General features: G+C 57.7%; 16 protein-coding genes. 11 read left to right on the top strand and 5 right to left on the bottom strand.

Translation table 11 applies throughout. The features are described from left to right. Positions 1 to 49: 49 nt before the first annotated feature. Positions 50 to 1,114, top strand: coding sequence for a ribose ABC transporter (locus NXC24_RS29945; RefSeq protein ID WP_104826970.1), 1,065 nt, complete (start codon positions 50 to 52; stop codon positions 1,112 to 1,114). Then, complete coding sequence (locus NXC24_RS29940; protein ID WP_104826969.1) at positions 1,107 to 1,853, top strand: ATP-binding cassette domain-containing protein; 747 nt, start codon at positions 1,107 to 1,109, stop codon at positions 1,851 to 1,853. Before NXC24_RS29945 ends, NXC24_RS29940 begins: the two co-directional genes overlap by 8 nt. An 18-nt stretch (positions 1,854 to 1,871) precedes the next feature. On the opposite strand, the gene NXC24_RS29935 is transcribed toward NXC24_RS29940, so the two are convergent. Next, positions 1,872 to 2,219: a DUF2934 domain-containing protein gene (locus NXC24_RS29935; protein ID WP_104826968.1), complete on the bottom strand. Its 348-nt coding sequence runs from the start codon at positions 2,217 to 2,219 to the stop codon at positions 1,872 to 1,874. A gap of 151 nt (positions 2,220 to 2,370) precedes the next feature. Here NXC24_RS29935 and NXC24_RS29930 point away from each other — a divergent pair, with 151 nt between their 5' ends. Continuing rightward, complete coding sequence (locus NXC24_RS29930) at positions 2,371 to 2,745, top strand: response regulator (protein WP_104826967.1); 375 nt, start codon at positions 2,371 to 2,373, stop codon at positions 2,743 to 2,745. Between the two features lie 143 nt (positions 2,746 to 2,888). Here NXC24_RS29930 and NXC24_RS29925 read toward each other — a convergent pair whose 3' ends face one another. Beyond that, positions 2,889 to 3,326, bottom strand: a complete 438-nt coding sequence (locus NXC24_RS29925) for a PPC domain-containing DNA-binding protein (RefSeq protein WP_104827911.1) — start codon at positions 3,324 to 3,326, stop codon at positions 2,889 to 2,891. Between the two features lie 221 nt (positions 3,327 to 3,547). Here NXC24_RS29925 and NXC24_RS29920 point away from each other — a divergent pair, with 221 nt between their 5' ends. The 3 genes from NXC24_RS29920 (at position 3,548) to NXC24_RS29910 (ending at position 5,077) form a co-directional block, all read left to right on the top strand. Then, positions 3,548 to 4,405 (top strand): SDR family oxidoreductase, encoded by an 858-nt coding sequence (locus NXC24_RS29920; RefSeq protein WP_104826966.1) that lies wholly within the window; start codon positions 3,548 to 3,550, stop codon positions 4,403 to 4,405. Positions 4,406 to 4,436: 31 nt separating this feature from the next. Then, positions 4,437 to 4,706: a hypothetical protein gene (locus NXC24_RS29915; protein ID WP_104826965.1), complete on the top strand. Its 270-nt coding sequence runs from the start codon at positions 4,437 to 4,439 to the stop codon at positions 4,704 to 4,706. A 125-nt stretch (positions 4,707 to 4,831) separates the two neighbouring features. Then, positions 4,832 to 5,077 carry a hypothetical protein gene (locus NXC24_RS29910; RefSeq protein WP_104826964.1) on the top strand — a complete coding sequence of 82 codons (246 nt, stop codon included), beginning with the start codon at positions 4,832 to 4,834 and terminating at the stop codon, positions 5,075 to 5,077. 123 nt (positions 5,078 to 5,200) lie between these two features. Here NXC24_RS29910 and NXC24_RS29905 read toward each other — a convergent pair whose 3' ends face one another. Further along, entirely contained in the window at positions 5,201 to 5,485 is a 285-nt protein-coding gene (locus NXC24_RS29905; RefSeq protein ID WP_104826963.1) for a DUF1236 domain-containing protein, read from the bottom strand. Between the two features lie 600 nt (positions 5,486 to 6,085). Between NXC24_RS29905 and NXC24_RS29900 the strand changes: the two genes are divergently transcribed. Beyond that, a complete protein-coding gene (locus NXC24_RS29900; protein WP_104826962.1) occupies positions 6,086 to 7,381 on the top strand; it encodes a divalent metal cation transporter in 1,296 nt (431 codons plus the stop codon). A gap of 58 nt (positions 7,382 to 7,439) precedes the next feature. Here the strand turns inward: NXC24_RS29900 and NXC24_RS29895 are convergent, their stop codons facing one another. Beyond that, positions 7,440 to 8,360 (bottom strand): DUF72 domain-containing protein, encoded by a 921-nt coding sequence (locus NXC24_RS29895; protein ID WP_104826961.1) that lies wholly within the window; start codon positions 8,358 to 8,360, stop codon positions 7,440 to 7,442. Positions 8,361 to 8,541: 181 nt separating this feature from the next. Here NXC24_RS29895 and NXC24_RS29890 point away from each other — a divergent pair, with 181 nt between their 5' ends. After that, on the top strand, positions 8,542 to 9,963 hold the full coding sequence (locus NXC24_RS29890) for a phospholipase D-like domain-containing protein (protein ID WP_104826960.1): 1,422 nt from the start codon (positions 8,542 to 8,544) through the stop codon (positions 9,961 to 9,963). On the opposite strand, the gene NXC24_RS29885 is transcribed toward NXC24_RS29890, so the two are convergent. After that, positions 9,880 to 10,872 carry a lysylphosphatidylglycerol synthase domain-containing protein gene (locus NXC24_RS29885; RefSeq protein WP_104826959.1) on the bottom strand — a complete coding sequence of 331 codons (993 nt, stop codon included), beginning with the start codon at positions 10,870 to 10,872 and terminating at the stop codon, positions 9,880 to 9,882. The genes NXC24_RS29890 and NXC24_RS29885 overlap by 84 nt on opposite strands. Positions 10,873 to 10,949: 77 nt before the next feature. Between NXC24_RS29885 and NXC24_RS29880 the strand changes: the two genes are divergently transcribed. From NXC24_RS29880 to NXC24_RS29870, 3 genes are all read left to right on the top strand, one after another. Beyond that, positions 10,950 to 11,684, top strand: coding sequence for an endonuclease/exonuclease/phosphatase family protein (locus NXC24_RS29880; RefSeq protein WP_104826958.1), 735 nt, complete (start codon positions 10,950 to 10,952; stop codon positions 11,682 to 11,684). A 198-nt stretch (positions 11,685 to 11,882) separates the two neighbouring features. Further along, positions 11,883 to 13,013 carry a polysaccharide pyruvyl transferase family protein gene (locus tag NXC24_RS29875; RefSeq protein WP_104826957.1) on the top strand — a complete coding sequence of 377 codons (1,131 nt, stop codon included), beginning with the start codon at positions 11,883 to 11,885 and terminating at the stop codon, positions 13,011 to 13,013. A gap of 106 nt (positions 13,014 to 13,119) precedes the next feature. Further along, positions 13,120 to 14,424, top strand: a complete 1,305-nt coding sequence (locus tag NXC24_RS29870) for a Coenzyme F420 hydrogenase/dehydrogenase, beta subunit C-terminal domain (protein WP_104826956.1) — start codon at positions 13,120 to 13,122, stop codon at positions 14,422 to 14,424. Positions 14,425 to 14,430 lie beyond the last annotated feature (6 nt).

Here is a 14,430-nt window from a genome sequence, read left to right as displayed (position 1 = left end):
GACTGGCGTGACGACTTCGGTGCGTTCTCGCTCAAGTTCGGGTTGATTCATGAGCATCGACAATATTGAGGCCCGCCAGGCGGACCAGCATGTGGCGCCGGAGGCGGACCACGGCGATCAAGCAAAAACCATCGTCAACCGCATCGCCCAGTTGCGCGCATGGCTCTTCCTTGCCGCGCTGATCGTGATTTTCGAGGTCTGGGCGCGCGTCGATTTCGGCGGCACCTTTGTCGGCTCAGCCTTCAACTGGCAGTCGGTTGCTGTTTTTGCCGTGGCACCGCTCCTGCTTGCCATCGGCCAGACCTTCGTCATCATATCCGGAGGTATCGACCTTTCGACAGGCTTCATCATGGGTCTTGCTGCGGTCGTAGCCGCACATGTCACCAATATGGTGGGTCTTTACATGCCGCTGCCGGTGGCCATGGTCTTCGGCATATTCGTCGCAATGCTCGCGGCCACAGTGCCCGGCTGTATCAACGGCCTGTTGATTTCCCGGCTTAAGGTTCCGCCCTTTATCGGCACGCTCGGCATGTTCGGCGTCGCGCGCGGTACCGCCTTTCTTCTCGCCGGCGGCACGACCGTGCCTGTCAAGAACTCCTATTTCGCTGAGCTCGGCAACGGCCGCTTTTATGGCGTGCCCTATCTCGTCATCGTCACGCTGATTTTCGTGGTGATTATGCATTACCTGCTGAGCCAGACGCGCTTTGGCCAGCACAATTATGCAATCGGCGCCAATGCACAGGCAGCAAGGCGGGCCGGCATCGATCTAAAATCCCATCTCTTGCGGCTCTATATGCTTTCGGCGGTCTGCGCCGGTCTCGGCGGCGCGCTCTATGCCGCCCGCTTCACCGCCGGTGCTGCCCAGGCCGGCGAACCGCTGCTGCTCGACAGCGTGGCCGCAGTCGTCATCGGCGGCGCCAGTCTGTTTGGCGGCTCGGGCACGATCATTGGCACCATTGCCGGGGCGCTGGTTATCGCCGTCATTCAGTACGGCCTGGTTTTCATGAATGTCGAGCCATTCTGGCAGTTCATCGCCGTCGGCATCGTCATCATCATTTCGGTGCTCATCGACCAGGCACAGCGCCGGTTCAGCGGAGCAAAACAGGATGAATAGCGCAGAGCCTCTTCTCGAAGTCCGGAATCTGTCGCGCTATTTCGGCGCGGTTCAAGCCTTGGACAATTGCTCCATGGTGGTTCATCCCGGCGAGGTCGTAGCGCTGGCGGGCGATAACGGCGCGGGCAAGACGACGATGATCAAGACGATCTCGGGCGTCTATCCGCCGACGGCCGGCGAAATCTTGATTGAAGGAAAGCCCGTCACCTTCTCCTCCCCGCAGGATGCTCGGGAAAAGGGCATCGAGACGATCTATCAGGATTTGGCGCTTGCCGACAATCTGACGATCGGCTCCAACATCTTCCTTGGGCGCGAACCGATGAAGAAGCTCTTCGGCTTCCTTCCCGTGATCGACCGGAAGGCTATGGCGGAAGCCGCGCGGGCCACGATGGCGCAGCTCGATTTCCATGTGAAGCGGCTCGACGCCCCGGTCAGCAACTTCTCCGGCGGCCAGCGCCAGGCAGTGGCGATTGGGCGGGCGGTCTATTGGAACGCTCGCATCCTGATCATGGACGAGCCGACCGCAGCACTCGGCGTGCCGGAACAGCGCAAGGTGGTGGCCTTGATCAAATCGCTGAAAGCACAGGGCCGTGGCGTCATCTTCATCTCGCACAATCTACAAGATATTTTCGCCGTCTCCGACCGCATCGTCGTTCTTCGCCGCGGCATCGTTGCCGGAGAGCGCAAGATCAGCGAAACGACGCATGAGGAAGTCGTCAAGTTGATGATCGGCGGCTGACCGATTGACAATGCTGGTTTATGGCTTGGCCACTCTCTGTTTGGGTGAGGCCGATCCGCTCTGCGCATGAATGCCCTCCATCGGCTTGACCAAGGGGCGGGGAGCAGCGTTGAGGCTCAGGACCGGCTCATCCTTGACGATCAGGACCATCTGGCGGCGCCCTGATTTTTCAGCTTTGATCTTGGCAGTTGCTGCGTAGCGCGCCAGCACTTCAGCGCCATCATGAGATGCTCGCGTTTGCTCCATCAATTCGCGTTCGGCAACGGCCTGCAGCCAATGCTCCTGGTCCTTGCCTTGCGGGCGCCCAGCTCGCTCCCATAAATCATATGCTCGAGCATTGATCCAATTCATTCTATCGTCCGTCATGGTCGTTCCTCCCGCGACCGTTCCTAACTCTGACGGAAATCCGCTGTTCCCGGCGATGACTAAAAGCAATTGCCGCCATCGAAAAATCTATCCAAATGATAGAAATACTAACGCCCCCCACCTAGATCTTAGATATAGGAGGAGAGCGAATATGAAAGTACTGATTGTAGAAGACGAGGCGATCGTTGCTCATCAGCTCAAGACGATAGTGGCCGATGCCGGTTTCGCCACGCTCGGTCCGGCTTCCACAATGGAGCAAGCGCTTGCCTACGCGCCGAGAGCGGATATAGCCTTGATTGATGTGGCTCTCTCCGACGGGAGGAGCGGCTTACAACTCGCCCGCAGACTAATCGATCGGTACCATACGACGATTATCTTCGTCACTGGCGTTCCCGAAGCGCTCAAGCACGGCTTCGCCGGCGCCTTTGCGGCGATAGCAAAGCCGTTCATCGATGAGGATGTCGCCAATGTCCTGCGCCGCGCCGGCGCCATGCGCATGGCAGGCGGCCACCACGGGATAGGCTGAGCGCCAGCCAATTTCCATCCCGGTCTCTTGAGGCTGGTGCTCACGTTCTCTATCGCTTGTGATCTCGTCCATCGAGCAGCGACGTTCGAGCCGTATACCATCTGATCAGTCGGGCGTGAGAATTGACCAAACACAATGTCGGCTCAGAGCTCGATGAGGGACATTCCGAGATCCTCGTGATGCCGGCGGTGCAGGTATGCGGGCGTCTCGATGATTGTCACTTCCAAAGTCGGATGTACGATGCCGTCAATGAAGTGACCGCCGCGCGTGGAGCCGTCTTTTAGGCCGAGAACGGCATGAAGATGCAGGCTCGCCTTGCCGTCGTCGCCGGTCGCGATATCGCCGAGAAGGCTTAAGACTTCGCATTGCTCCGCGACCTGAATCTTGCGGTAGCTGCGGCTGGGGAAATCGAACCAGCCGACGGTCGCTCTTTCGAAGGCGCCGATCGCGGTAACCGACGCGGCCGTCATTTCATAGGTCGTGGCGAAGTTTCTGAGGGTGGAGAATGCTTCTTCCTTCGCATCGAGCACCACGACATAGGTGCGCTGACCGTCCGTTTCGTTGATCTGTTTGAAATTCATGGCTATGGCCTCGCTATCCCTGGCCGGGTTGTCCATTCGAGACGGATACGCCTCCGTCGACTGCAATATTGGCGCCGGTTACGAAACTGCAGTGGGACGCGAAGGTTCCTCGAAATGACAGCGTCATCTCCGTCAGTTCCTGGCTGATTTTGCTCTTTTCGGGAACCAAGCGAGGGGCAGGTGGTTGAGAATGGGAGTTCACCGATACCAAGGAGGAAGCCATGGCCACCCATCCAACGCCCCCATTCCCGTCGCAACAGCAGCCGATGCCCGGCCATACCGCGGCCATGCGACCGGTGCCGGATCATGGCGAAAAGTCCTATCGAGGATCGGGCCGGCTTATCGGCAAGAAAGCGATCATCACCGGCGGCGACAGCGGCATCGGCCGTGCCGTTGCGATCGCCTTTGCGCGTGAAGGCGCCGATGTTCTCATTGCCTATCTGGATGAAGACGATGACGCCGAGGAGACCCGCCGCTGGGTGGAAGATGCGGGACGCAAGGCCGTTCTCGTTCCCGGCGACATTCAGGATCCGCAGCATTGCCGGGCAATCGTCGACAAGGCGGTCGCGCAACTCGGCGGGATTGATATTCTCGTCAACAATGCCGCCCACCAGGCAAGCTTTCACGACATCGGCGATATCAGCGACCAGGAATGGGAACTGACCTTCAAGGTCAACATTCACGCCATGTTTTATCTGACCAAGGCCGCCGTTCCGCATATGACACCCGGCAGCGCCATCATCAACACTGCTTCGATCAATTCGGACAATCCCAATCCCACCTTGCTTGCCTATGCCACGACCAAGGGCGCCATTCAAAACTTCACCGCGGGTCTTGCGCAACTGCTTGCTGAGAAAGGGATCCGCGCCAATGCCGTGGCGCCAGGCCCGATCTGGACGCCGCTCATTCCTTCGACCATGCCCAAGGAGGCGGTTGAGAATTTCGGAAAGCAGGTGCCGATGAAGCGGCCGGGCCAGCCCGCCGAACTCGCCACGACCTACGTTATGCTTGCCGATCCGCTGTCGAGCTACGTCTCCGGGACCACCGTCGCCGTGACGGGTGGCAAGCCGATCCTGTAGGGACGGCTCCCGGTGATGCCAGGAGGTGCAGATGGAAACCTATCGACGATATCGCACGGGTGCCGCTCCGCCCGGCTCCATGGTCATCAAGTTCTATTATTCCGGTGACCAGGTAAGAGGATTTATCCGCAAGGTCACGCGGCCGGGCGAAGACGACGCCATATTTCCGGGCGAGGAAATGGAACCGAACGACGCCTTTCGCGCCGCCCGAAACAAGGTCGTCGGTGGCGAAACCCTGCCCATCTATGTGGAATTGTCCGAAGGTGTCCGCTGGGATCCGACATGGGGCATGCTTGAGTAATGATATGCCCCTCGGCATATCGCGTTGCCGGTCCTTCGGCGATTTGCGCCGCTGATCGCGGCGTTGAGCGTGGTGGAGGAATTTCCTCCAGCCACTAGAACAAGTGGACCATTCAGGAGACTGTTATGACCAAGACCTTTGATCTCTCCGACCTCTCCGAAGAGGAACTGACCGCCCTGATCGAAGAAGCAACGACCTTGCGAGACATTAGGCGGCAAAGCCGTGTTCGTGAGCTTGCGACAGGCGCCGACGGTTCGAAGGGGCAGGATGTAAAGGACCCCGACCACGGCGCCATCACCACGCCGACCCCGCGTGACGTCAAGGAGGAAGGACCGGCTCACGGGGCGCCGGGTAAAGTCTCTAGCACTTGACCTGCCTGGGCAGGAACTCACTCGAAACTAAAATACGCGCACCGTTCAAGAGTGCGCGTAAACTTGGGCGCCCCTTCACGATAGAACTACAAAGGGGCTGGCATATTCTGGCTTCGTGCCTTGCTATTTGACGACTTCGACAATCTTATGAGTCTTTTGGCTTACGATCACACGCTTTTTATTGACGACCGTATAGGCGTAGTCGCTGTTGCTGGGAATGGTATGTACTTCCACCGAACTCGGCAATTCGCTACCGACTACAATATCGCCGTCATAAGTTACCGATGGAACTTCTTGTTCGGTCACATACGTCCTGACTTCTCCGGGAACAACCACCGTCGTGCTTTGAGCAAAAGCTGTTCCAGACGCGAAGAGGGCCGCACTCACGGCAATGAGTATCCTTTTCATCATAACCTCCGTTGATCGATAGAGTCCCTAACTACCAACGGGTGGGAAGGTTCCTCAGGAGGTCTTGTCCGGCGACAAGCATCTGAACAATGAGGCCGTGATATCAATCATCACATAGCGCTACTGCGACGGGCCTGGAGTTTGTCGTAAGCATCCTGGTAATTCTCGGAAGTATACCCACTGTTATTGAAAATAATGGAGAATTATATTCGAAATATTTGTATATAATTTAAAAAAAGTCGTTCATTTCATGAAACGGAGAGTTATGGATTGTGTTATAATTTCAGGGTCTTCAAGACATATTCGATCTGAGAGTACCTCGTGGAACTATTTTGCTTTTCCCGGCTTCTCTAAGCGCATCTTTGTCGGCCGTTAAGAAGATCCACTGATCGGCGGGCAAGTGCTTTACCACGGAGCGCAAAGTGACCGTAGCGAGAAGAGTAAAGCTTTCCGTTTTAGGCATACTCGGCATGATTTCTTTAACACCAACCGATCTGTTCAGGCGTCGCCTGTGTTGGGCCGGCGACCACGACTGTTTCAGGCATGCCTTTTCGCCAACCGGAGCTGTTTGCGCTTGGCCGAACAAGCGGGAGTAAATTTATGGCGGAATCGACGCAACAGCAGGCGAAAGTAGCAAATGGAGCCATCCGGCGATTTCTTAAGATTTTGGGGCCGGGCTTTATCACCGGTGCTTCCGACGACGATCCCTCTGGAATAGGAACATACAGCCAGGCCGGCGCTCAACTTGGATATGGCATCGGGTGGACAATGTTGCTGACCTATCCGCTGATGTCGGCAATTCAGGAGATTTGCGCGCGGATCGGGCGTACGACCGGGCATGGCATTGCAGGAAACGTATGCCGGCACTACCCCGCCTGGCTGCTTTACCTCATTGTTGGGCTGCTCTTCATAGCGAACACGATCAATATCGGAGCCGACCTCAGCGCGATGGCTGACGCCTTGAAGCTCTTAGTCGGCGGGCCCGAGACGCTTTACGTCGTCGGTTTCGGAAGCGCTTGCGCAATTGCCAGCGTTTTTTTCGAATACGATCGTTATTCCGCGGTGCTCAAATGGATGACGCTGAGCCTCTTTGCCTATGTTGCCGCGGTGTTTGCGGTCAACATATCCTGGGGTGAGGCAATGGCAGGCCTTTTCGTACCCAAATTCGTCTGGAATTCAGAATTCTTCACGACGATCGTCGCGATCTTGGGTACGACGATTTCACCCTATTTGTTCTTCTGGCAGGCGTCCCAAGAAGTTGAGGAAGAGCAGGCCGATCACCACAAGCATCCGTTGGTCGACGCGCCCAGAGAGGCGCCCGCAGCGCTCAGGCGCATCCGGGCCGACACTTTGATCGGCATGGCCTTCTCAAACATCATAGCTCTTGCGATCATCGCAACGACTGCGGCAACTCTTCATAAGACCGGCGTTACGACGATCTCCTCTTCGGCGCAGGCAGCCGACGCATTGCGACCAATTGCGGGCGATGTCGCGTTCATCGTTTTCGCCGTTGGCATTTTGGGCACCGGCTTGCTTGCGGTTCCGGTCCTTGCGGGCGCTGCTGCCTATGCCATTGGTGAGGCTTGCAAATGGCCGGTCGGGCTCTCGCGGAAACCAAAGCACGCCAAAGCATTTTATTCGACCTTGGTCATGGCGTGTATTTTCGGAATGGGTATCCTGTTTACACCCGTCAATCCCATCGAAGCGCTCTATTGGAGCGCAGTCATCAACGGGATCGTCGCCGTACCGGTGATGACAATAATGATGCTGATGACTGCAAAACAGCAGATCATGGGAAAATTTACGGTCACCGGCTGGCTTCGCTGGCTTGGCTGGACGTCGACGGCAGTCATGGCCGCATCCGTTCTTGGAATGGTTATGACATGGTTCCTTTAGGTGGGTCTTCGATGGCTTTGGAAATGAAAAGACAGCGGCGGTTACAAGCGCTTCAAAATTAAGCCACAGCCAATTTTGAGCGTCTTTTGGCCGTTGCGGGATCTGCCAAGCCAAGCCGTGCGGCAAGCGCGTGGGCGTCCGCGGGCGCTCGTACTTTTACGTCGTTATCGAAATAAACATAGACGTCACAGCCATTGCGCGCCGGCTTCAGCGGCTTGAGCACGCGGTTTGCGTTTGTCGGCTCGCGACCATGTGCCCAGTCATCGATTCTTTCAGCCCAGATATCCAGCGCCTTGTCATCATAGCCACTGACGTAAAGCTCTTCAGAGCCGTGGAGACGGCAATAGACGAAATCAGCTGTCACATCCATCAGCAGCGGCCAGTCGACCGTGTCGGCGCAAACGAGCCCGATATCATGCTCGCGAAGCAGGTCGATGAAATTCGCGTCGACGAAGCTCTCGTGGCGGATTTCGAATGCGTGGCGGATGGGTCTTTCGCCGTCGGCCTTCAGCCAATCCCGACCGTTCAGCCGTTCGTCGTGTCGCCCGGCAAGCTTTGCTGCGGCGGCTGTGTCTTTCGGCAGGATTTTCATGAAAGTGGAAAAAAGATCGGGATCGAAACGCTGTCGCGCTGGAAACTGCCAGAGGATCGGTCCGAGCTTTGCTCCCAGACGCAGCACGCCGGATGCGATGAAATTGGCGAGCGGGGTTTCGACATCGCGAAGCCGGCGCAAATGGGTGATGTAGCGGGAGCCTTTTACCGCAAAGACGAAATCGTCGGGCGTCTCATCGCGCCACTTTGCAAAGACGTCGGGGCGCTGCAGGCCGTAGAAGGTCCCATTGATTTCGATGGAGGGGAATTGCCGCGAGGCATAGGCCAATTCGCGCTTCTGCGCCACATCCCCCGGATAGAAGACGCCGCGCCAGGGGGCGTAAGTCCAGCCCGAGATACCGATGCGGATCGTACCTGTCTTTGCCATTCCATAGCAACTGCGCGGCTGGCGACTTGTTCCTCCCGCTTTCATGGAGCGACGCAACATCAAACGTTCGCCGGCGGAACCTTGCGAAAATTCAGGCGTTTGCGTCTCGTAAGAGGCGAGCGACAAGGACCTGTCGGGCACGATCGGCTGTCGGAAATAGAGAGGAGTAAATGGTTCTGCTATGTCGCTGAAAGCCGAAGATATGCGGTTGGAAGGTACTGCGGCACGGACGGCCTTCCTCATCAACGGTAGTGCCTATTTCTCACGGTTGGCCCACATTTTGCGCCGTGCGCGGAAACGGGTCTGGATCATCGGATGGGACTTCAATCCCGATATCCGCCTGCAGCCGGAGAATTCCAAGGAAACGCTCGGTGATCTTCTGCATGCCTTAGCAGAGGCTAATCCCGATCTTGAGGTTCGAATTTTGATCTGGGCCTTGGGACCGATTTATTCGGAAAAATCCTTAAAGGTGTTGCGCAAGATAAATTTTCCGAAGAGCGATCGCATCGACCTGCGCTTTGCCATTCAATCCGCCATTCGAGGATGTCACCATCAGAAACTTGTCTGCATCGACGATTCCGTCGCCTTCATCGGGGGAATCGACCTGACGTCGCGGCGCTGGGACACGTGGGTCCACAGGGTGCGCGACAAGCTGAAGCGCGATCCGGAAGGCGTGTTTTACGAACCGCTTCACGACCTGCAAACCATGGTCACGGGCGATGCGGCCAGGCTCATCGCCTCCGTTGCGAGGCGGCGATGGATGGATGCCACCGGCGAGGAACACAGAGCCTTGCCGGCGCCGACGACTGTTGACTGGCCGGACGATCTCGCCGCGTCGCTTGAAAATGTGCCGGTCAGACTTGCGATAACGGAACCGGTGACCTTCTTCAGGCGCGGCCTGCGTCAGGGAATTGCGGTGACAAAAGACGTGATCGCCAAGGCGAGACGTCAGCTCTATATCGAAACGCAATACCTTGCCTCGTTCAATGTCGCCGAAGCCATTGCCGCTCGCCTGCAGGAAGACGACGGGCCGGAGGTCGTCATCATCTGTACGCGCAAATCCCATGGCTTGATCGAGAACTTTATAATGGGAAAGAACCGGGACAGAATAGTCCGGCGCCTTATGGATGCGGATCGCTACGGTCGGCTGCGCGTCTTCTATCCGGTGGTCCCCGATGGCGAAAAGCAGGTCGAACTGCTCGTTCACTCGAAGCTTCTGATCGCCGACGATAGTCTGCTCCGCATCGGTTCCTCCAATCTCAACCATCGGTCCGAGGGGCTCGACACCGAATGCGATATTCTCTTTCAGGCACATAAGCCCACTCACCGTCTGGCGATCGATGAGCTGCGCAACACGCTCGTAGCGGAATATCTCGGCTGTGCTGCCGGCGCCGTTCGAAATGCCTTTCAACGGAGCGGATCGCTTATCAGCGCGATCGCTGAGCTGAATGTCGGAGCCCGCTGCCTCAAGCCGTTGGCGACGACTTGCCAAAAGACAGGGCCGATTGCTGGGACCGCGCTATTCGATCCCGCCCGTCCGCTGGCGCACCTGGGTTCTCGTCGTCTTGTCGGCCGCCTCCGCCGAATCCTTCGTTCGAGCTGAGCGATGCCGAAAGGCCAGTTCGCTGGCGATCAGAAGGCTCGTTCCCAGGATGAGGGGGATCAGGAAGTAGATGCAGCGAAAGGCGATCAAGGCCCCGATCGAGGCTGCATTCGGCACGATATAGGAGACGGTTGTCTCGATCACGCCCAGGCCGCCAGGAACATGGGTCGCCATGACGGCGGTATTGGCCAGCACGTAAGCGGTGATCGATCGGAACAATGCAACATCGGCGAAGGCCGAAAGCAACTGGTGCAGGCACGCCGAGACGCAGACGAAATTCAAGGTACCCATGACGATTTGTAGCAAGGCTATGTGAGGCCGGGGTAATTCGAACGACCAGCGCCACAAGCTCAATCTTTGCCGCAAGACCATGGTGAGGAATGTATAAAGAACCGGAACGGCAAGAACGATGACGCCTGCCGTCCGGATGTCCCGGGTGTTCGACCGCAGCAGGCCTGCGGCATCCGCAGGATCGACCAGCAATGCGATACCGCCGAGCGTGGTCATTCCCAGACCGACCGTCACGCCGCAGAAAAGCACTATCTTCGTGACTTCCTCGATGCTCAGGCCCCAGCGTGAATAGAAGCGATATCGAAAGGCGCCGCTGCTGAGGCCGGCAAAGCCGATATTGTGGCCCATGGAGAGGCTGACGAAGGAGGCAAGCGCAATTTTCTGATAAGGCAAAGACTTGCGGAGCGACAAGATGGCAAGAAGATCGAAACCGGTCAGACAAAGATAAGAGGCCGCCGCGCAGAGAAGCGCCAAGCAGAGACGCCGGAGCGGAATGCTCAGCAGCGAGTTCCTGATATCATCCAAGCTGTAATGATGGAGGATGCGATATAGGAGCCAGAACGCAAGGCATGTCGCTGCGATGAGCAGGCCATTCCAAATCAGGCTTTTTAACGTCATCGGCTATCCTTCTCCATCGGCTGGGAATACCGCCCCGATGAAGCGGAACGATCGGGCGAGTTCGGTGTTCCCCGGCCATGCCCCACGGAAGACCGATTAGAATCCTGACCTATAACGTGCACAGTTGCATCGGCACGGATCGCAAGATCGACCCTGGCCGGATTGCCGCTGTTATCGCAGAGGCGCAGGCGGATATCGTCGCGCTGCAGGAGATCGATGTTCGTCGCCACAGAACCGGCGGCGTCGATCAGGCGAGCATGATCGCCTCCTTGCTGAAGATGGAGGCGCATTTCAATCCGGCCCTGACGATAGCCGAGGAGCAATATGGAGATGCGCTCATAACGAGCCTGCCGACAAAGGCGATAAAGGCGGGGCCGTTGCCTTCGCTGGGCGAACCGCGCGGGGCGCTTTCGGTCGAAGTCATGGTGGGAAACAGGCAGTTGCACTTCGTCAACACCCATCTCGGCCTTCGGGGGCGCGATCGCGTCCAGCAAATGACGACGCTTCTCGGGCCGGCATGGCTGCCGGGCATCGGCAAGGATCTTGCTTCGACCATTCTCTGCGGGGATTTCAACGCCGTTCCGACCTCCGCGGCCTACCGGCTTGCCGTACGCACATTGAAGGACGCCCAACTTTGCGGCGATCAGCCGGCGAGACCGACCTTTCCCTCGCGTTATCCGCTGATGAGGTTGGATCATATTTTCGTCAGCACCGATCTTGCCGTTCTTGGCACGACTGTGCCTCGAAATCGCCTGACGAGCCTGGCTTCCGACCATCTTCCATTGATTGCTGACATCGCCCTTGGCGATTGATGTCGCCTGCTTCGCCAAGATTCCGATCTATCCTGGTTTCTGGCTCGGGTCTTTTGTCGGCCGTTTCGTTCCGGGAACAATTGAATGATCGCTCGGTTTGGAGCGTGCTTGCGGAGACGTCGGCAAAGAGCGTCGCGCCGATATTCAACCGTTCAACTCAGTTGATGAGAATTCGTGCCCCTGGGATTGTTAGCACCTATGACCGATTTGATCCGTTTTTTCGATCCTCCCCCAACAAATCCCGGCAAAGCCGGCAGTAATAAAGTAGGCGTCCTAACCTTTCATCGTTGCATCAATTACGGATCCTATTGGCAGGCCCGTTGCCTGATCGATGGATTGCAGGCGATGGGGATGGATGCCGTCCTGCTCGAGCACAGGTCGGCGCGTGTGGACCGCGCGGAGTGGCGTTGTGCACTCCAACCACTGCTGCCAGTCCCGACAAGATGCGATGATTTGCGCTTATATAAGAATAAGATACGCAAGTTCTTTGATGCGTTCGCGGAATTGCCTCTCTCGGCTCCATTTCCGCTGGAAAATCCTGACAGCGCGGAAGAGTTTCCACTTGTCGTCGTCGGAAGCGACGAGGTATGGAACCTCAGGCATCCCTGGTATGGTGGCTATGGAGCGTTTTACGGCGAAGGGCTGCGATCCGGCCGGCTCGTTGCCTATGCCGCGACATTTGGGAATTTCAACGCACCGGACCGATTGAGAGGGCTGCGGGCCGAACAGTTGCGCAGTTTTTCACAGATTTCGGTTCGCGACCTCAACTCGAAGCGCCTGATAAAGGATGTGCTGGGACTGGATGCCGAGTTGGTGCTGGACCCATGCCTGCAATTCCCCCAGGCGATCTCGAATGCAGGAAAGGAGGAAATTGCATCGGCTTGTGTTGCCGTTTACGGGCATAGTTTCGCAGGCTGGTTCCAGCAAGCCATTCGCCAATGGGCCGATGCGCGATCGATCACGTTGATCAGCATCGGTTATCGAAATGATTGGGCGCATGAACAGTGGATCGATGCCGGGCCTGAGGAATTTGCTCGCTTCATGGCCGGCGCAACGGCTGTGGTGACCAATTTCTTCCATGGATGCGTCTTTTCGCTCGTGAACGACAAGCCGTTTGCATGCGTTCTTACGGACTACCGGTCCAGCAAGTTGCTCGACCTGACCGCAATGGTCGGCGCTGGGCGCAACGTCATATTCGAGGGGGCCCCGCCTCAGCGCCTTGACGCAGCTCTCGGCGAACCGCCGGGATCAGCAACCTTCCCACGAATCACGGCCTTGCGCCGCAACTCAAGCGCCTATCTGCAATATGTCGTCCAGCAGGCTCCTTAACCCCCGCGAAGCTTCGGCGCGGCCGAACCGCAATGAGATCATCCGTTCCGGTCTCTGCATCGGTTGCGGCGCCTGCGCTGCACTATCAAACGGAAAGCCCGTTCCGATGAATTTCGACCGCTACGGCCAACTGAAGCCGAGTGGGCCGCGCGAATGGCTGCATGATCGGGACAGCGCTTTCTTGCGAATTTGTCCGTTCTCCCCCGTTGCCGGGAATGAGGATGAGTTGGCCGAACGTCATTTCCCGGCTGCTCGAAACCGCGATTATCTGCTCGGTCGGTTCGAGGCGGCTTTTGTCGGCCACGTCGAAGAAGAGGAATTTCGGGCCAACGGAAGTTCCGGAGGTCTGGTCAGTTGGGTTGCGGCTGAGCTGTTGCGGCGACGGCTTGTCGACGGCGTGGCACATGTTGCGCCCGTCGATCCAAAGACAGACGGCGATCGCCGCCTGTTTCGGTATACTCTTTCCCGCAGCCTAGATGCGATCAAGGCCGGCGCAAAGTCACGATACTATCCGGTCGAGATGTCCGAGGTTCTCGAGACGATCAGAGCGATTCCCGGTCGTTACGCTATCGTCGGCATCCCATGCTTCATCAAGGCGGTAAGATTATCCTGCGCCGCGGATCCAATATTGGCCGAGCGCATCGCATTCACCCTCGGCCTCTTTTGCGGGCACATGAAAAGCGCGCGCATGGCCGAAAGCTTCGCTTGGCAAATGGGGCGGGATGTCAGCGATGTGGAGCGGCTCGATTATCGGGTGAAATGCCCCGACCGGCCGGCGAACTGGTATCGCGCCCAATTAACGCTTCGCAGCGGCGAGAGCCGCAGTCGGGATTGGTGGGATCTGGCGGATGGCGATTGGGGCGCTGGGTTCTTTCAGAACTCTGCGTGCAACTTCTGTGACGACGTTGTTGCGGAAACCGCTGACATCGCCTTCGGCGATGCGTGGAAGGAACCTTATTCGGCCGATGGGCGAGGGACCAATGTCGTGATCGTTCGATCGTTCGTGCTTCTCGGTCTTATTCGTGCCGGAATGAAGTCCGGTCGGCTCAATTTATCCGATGTCGACGCGGCTTTCGTGATCGCCACCCAGGCGGCAGGTTTTCGTCAGCGCCGCGAAGGTCTGGCGTTCCGGTTGTCATGGCTACGACGGGGGCTACTGCCTCGCAAGCGGATCGTTGCCGCAATGAACGGCTTGAGCGCCAGACGTCGGATGATCTACGCGGTGCGCTACGGGATCAGCTTTTGGAGCCATCGCGTCTTCTGGCTCGCACGCCTGCTGCGATGGCCGCGCCTTTATCTCGCCTGGGCGCGAACCGTGCTGACCTGTTACCACGGCTTTGCCTATTCCCGCGGACCCTTGGGACGGATGTTGGACTGGTTCGGTTCATCGGGCGCCGAGGGCGGCGACTGAACGGGT

This window comes from Rhizobium sp. NXC24, from assembly GCF_002944315.1.
GTDB lineage: Bacteria > Pseudomonadota > Alphaproteobacteria > Rhizobiales > Rhizobiaceae > Rhizobium.
The sequence above is the reverse complement of the archived record's forward strand: the minus strand, read 5'-3'. Positions and strand labels throughout refer to the sequence as shown.

Excerpts from the sequence above, each read along its gene's own strand:
- NXC24_RS29945 (WP_104826970.1), top strand. The coding sequence starts at position 50 with ATGAGCATCGACAATATTGAGGCCCGCCAGGCGGACCAGCATGTGGCG.
- NXC24_RS29940 (WP_104826969.1), top strand. The coding sequence starts at position 1,107 with ATGAATAGCGCAGAGCCTCTTCTCGAAGTCCGGAATCTGTCGCGCTAT.
- NXC24_RS29935 (WP_104826968.1), bottom strand. The coding sequence starts at position 2,219 with ATGACGGACGATAGAATGAATTGGATCAATGCTCGAGCATATGATTTA.
- NXC24_RS29930 (WP_104826967.1), top strand. The coding sequence starts at position 2,371 with ATGAAAGTACTGATTGTAGAAGACGAGGCGATCGTTGCTCATCAGCTC.
- NXC24_RS29925 (WP_104827911.1), bottom strand. The coding sequence starts at position 3,326 with ATGAATTTCAAACAGATCAACGAAACGGACGGTCAGCGCACCTATGTC.
- NXC24_RS29920 (WP_104826966.1), top strand. The coding sequence starts at position 3,548 with ATGGCCACCCATCCAACGCCCCCATTCCCGTCGCAACAGCAGCCGATG.
- NXC24_RS29915 (WP_104826965.1), top strand. The coding sequence starts at position 4,437 with ATGGAAACCTATCGACGATATCGCACGGGTGCCGCTCCGCCCGGCTCC.
- NXC24_RS29910 (WP_104826964.1), top strand. The coding sequence starts at position 4,832 with ATGACCAAGACCTTTGATCTCTCCGACCTCTCCGAAGAGGAACTGACC.
- NXC24_RS29905 (WP_104826963.1), bottom strand. The coding sequence starts at position 5,485 with ATGAAAAGGATACTCATTGCCGTGAGTGCGGCCCTCTTCGCGTCTGGA.
- NXC24_RS29900 (WP_104826962.1), top strand. The coding sequence starts at position 6,086 with ATGGCGGAATCGACGCAACAGCAGGCGAAAGTAGCAAATGGAGCCATC.
- NXC24_RS29895 (WP_104826961.1), bottom strand. The coding sequence starts at position 8,360 with ATGGCAAAGACAGGTACGATCCGCATCGGTATCTCGGGCTGGACTTAC.
- NXC24_RS29890 (WP_104826960.1), top strand. The coding sequence starts at position 8,542 with ATGTCGCTGAAAGCCGAAGATATGCGGTTGGAAGGTACTGCGGCACGG.
- NXC24_RS29885 (WP_104826959.1), bottom strand. The coding sequence starts at position 10,872 with ATGACGTTAAAAAGCCTGATTTGGAATGGCCTGCTCATCGCAGCGACA.
- NXC24_RS29880 (WP_104826958.1), top strand. The coding sequence starts at position 10,950 with ATGCCCCACGGAAGACCGATTAGAATCCTGACCTATAACGTGCACAGT.
- NXC24_RS29875 (WP_104826957.1), top strand. The coding sequence starts at position 11,883 with ATGACCGATTTGATCCGTTTTTTCGATCCTCCCCCAACAAATCCCGGC.
- NXC24_RS29870 (WP_104826956.1), top strand. The coding sequence starts at position 13,120 with ATGAATTTCGACCGCTACGGCCAACTGAAGCCGAGTGGGCCGCGCGAA.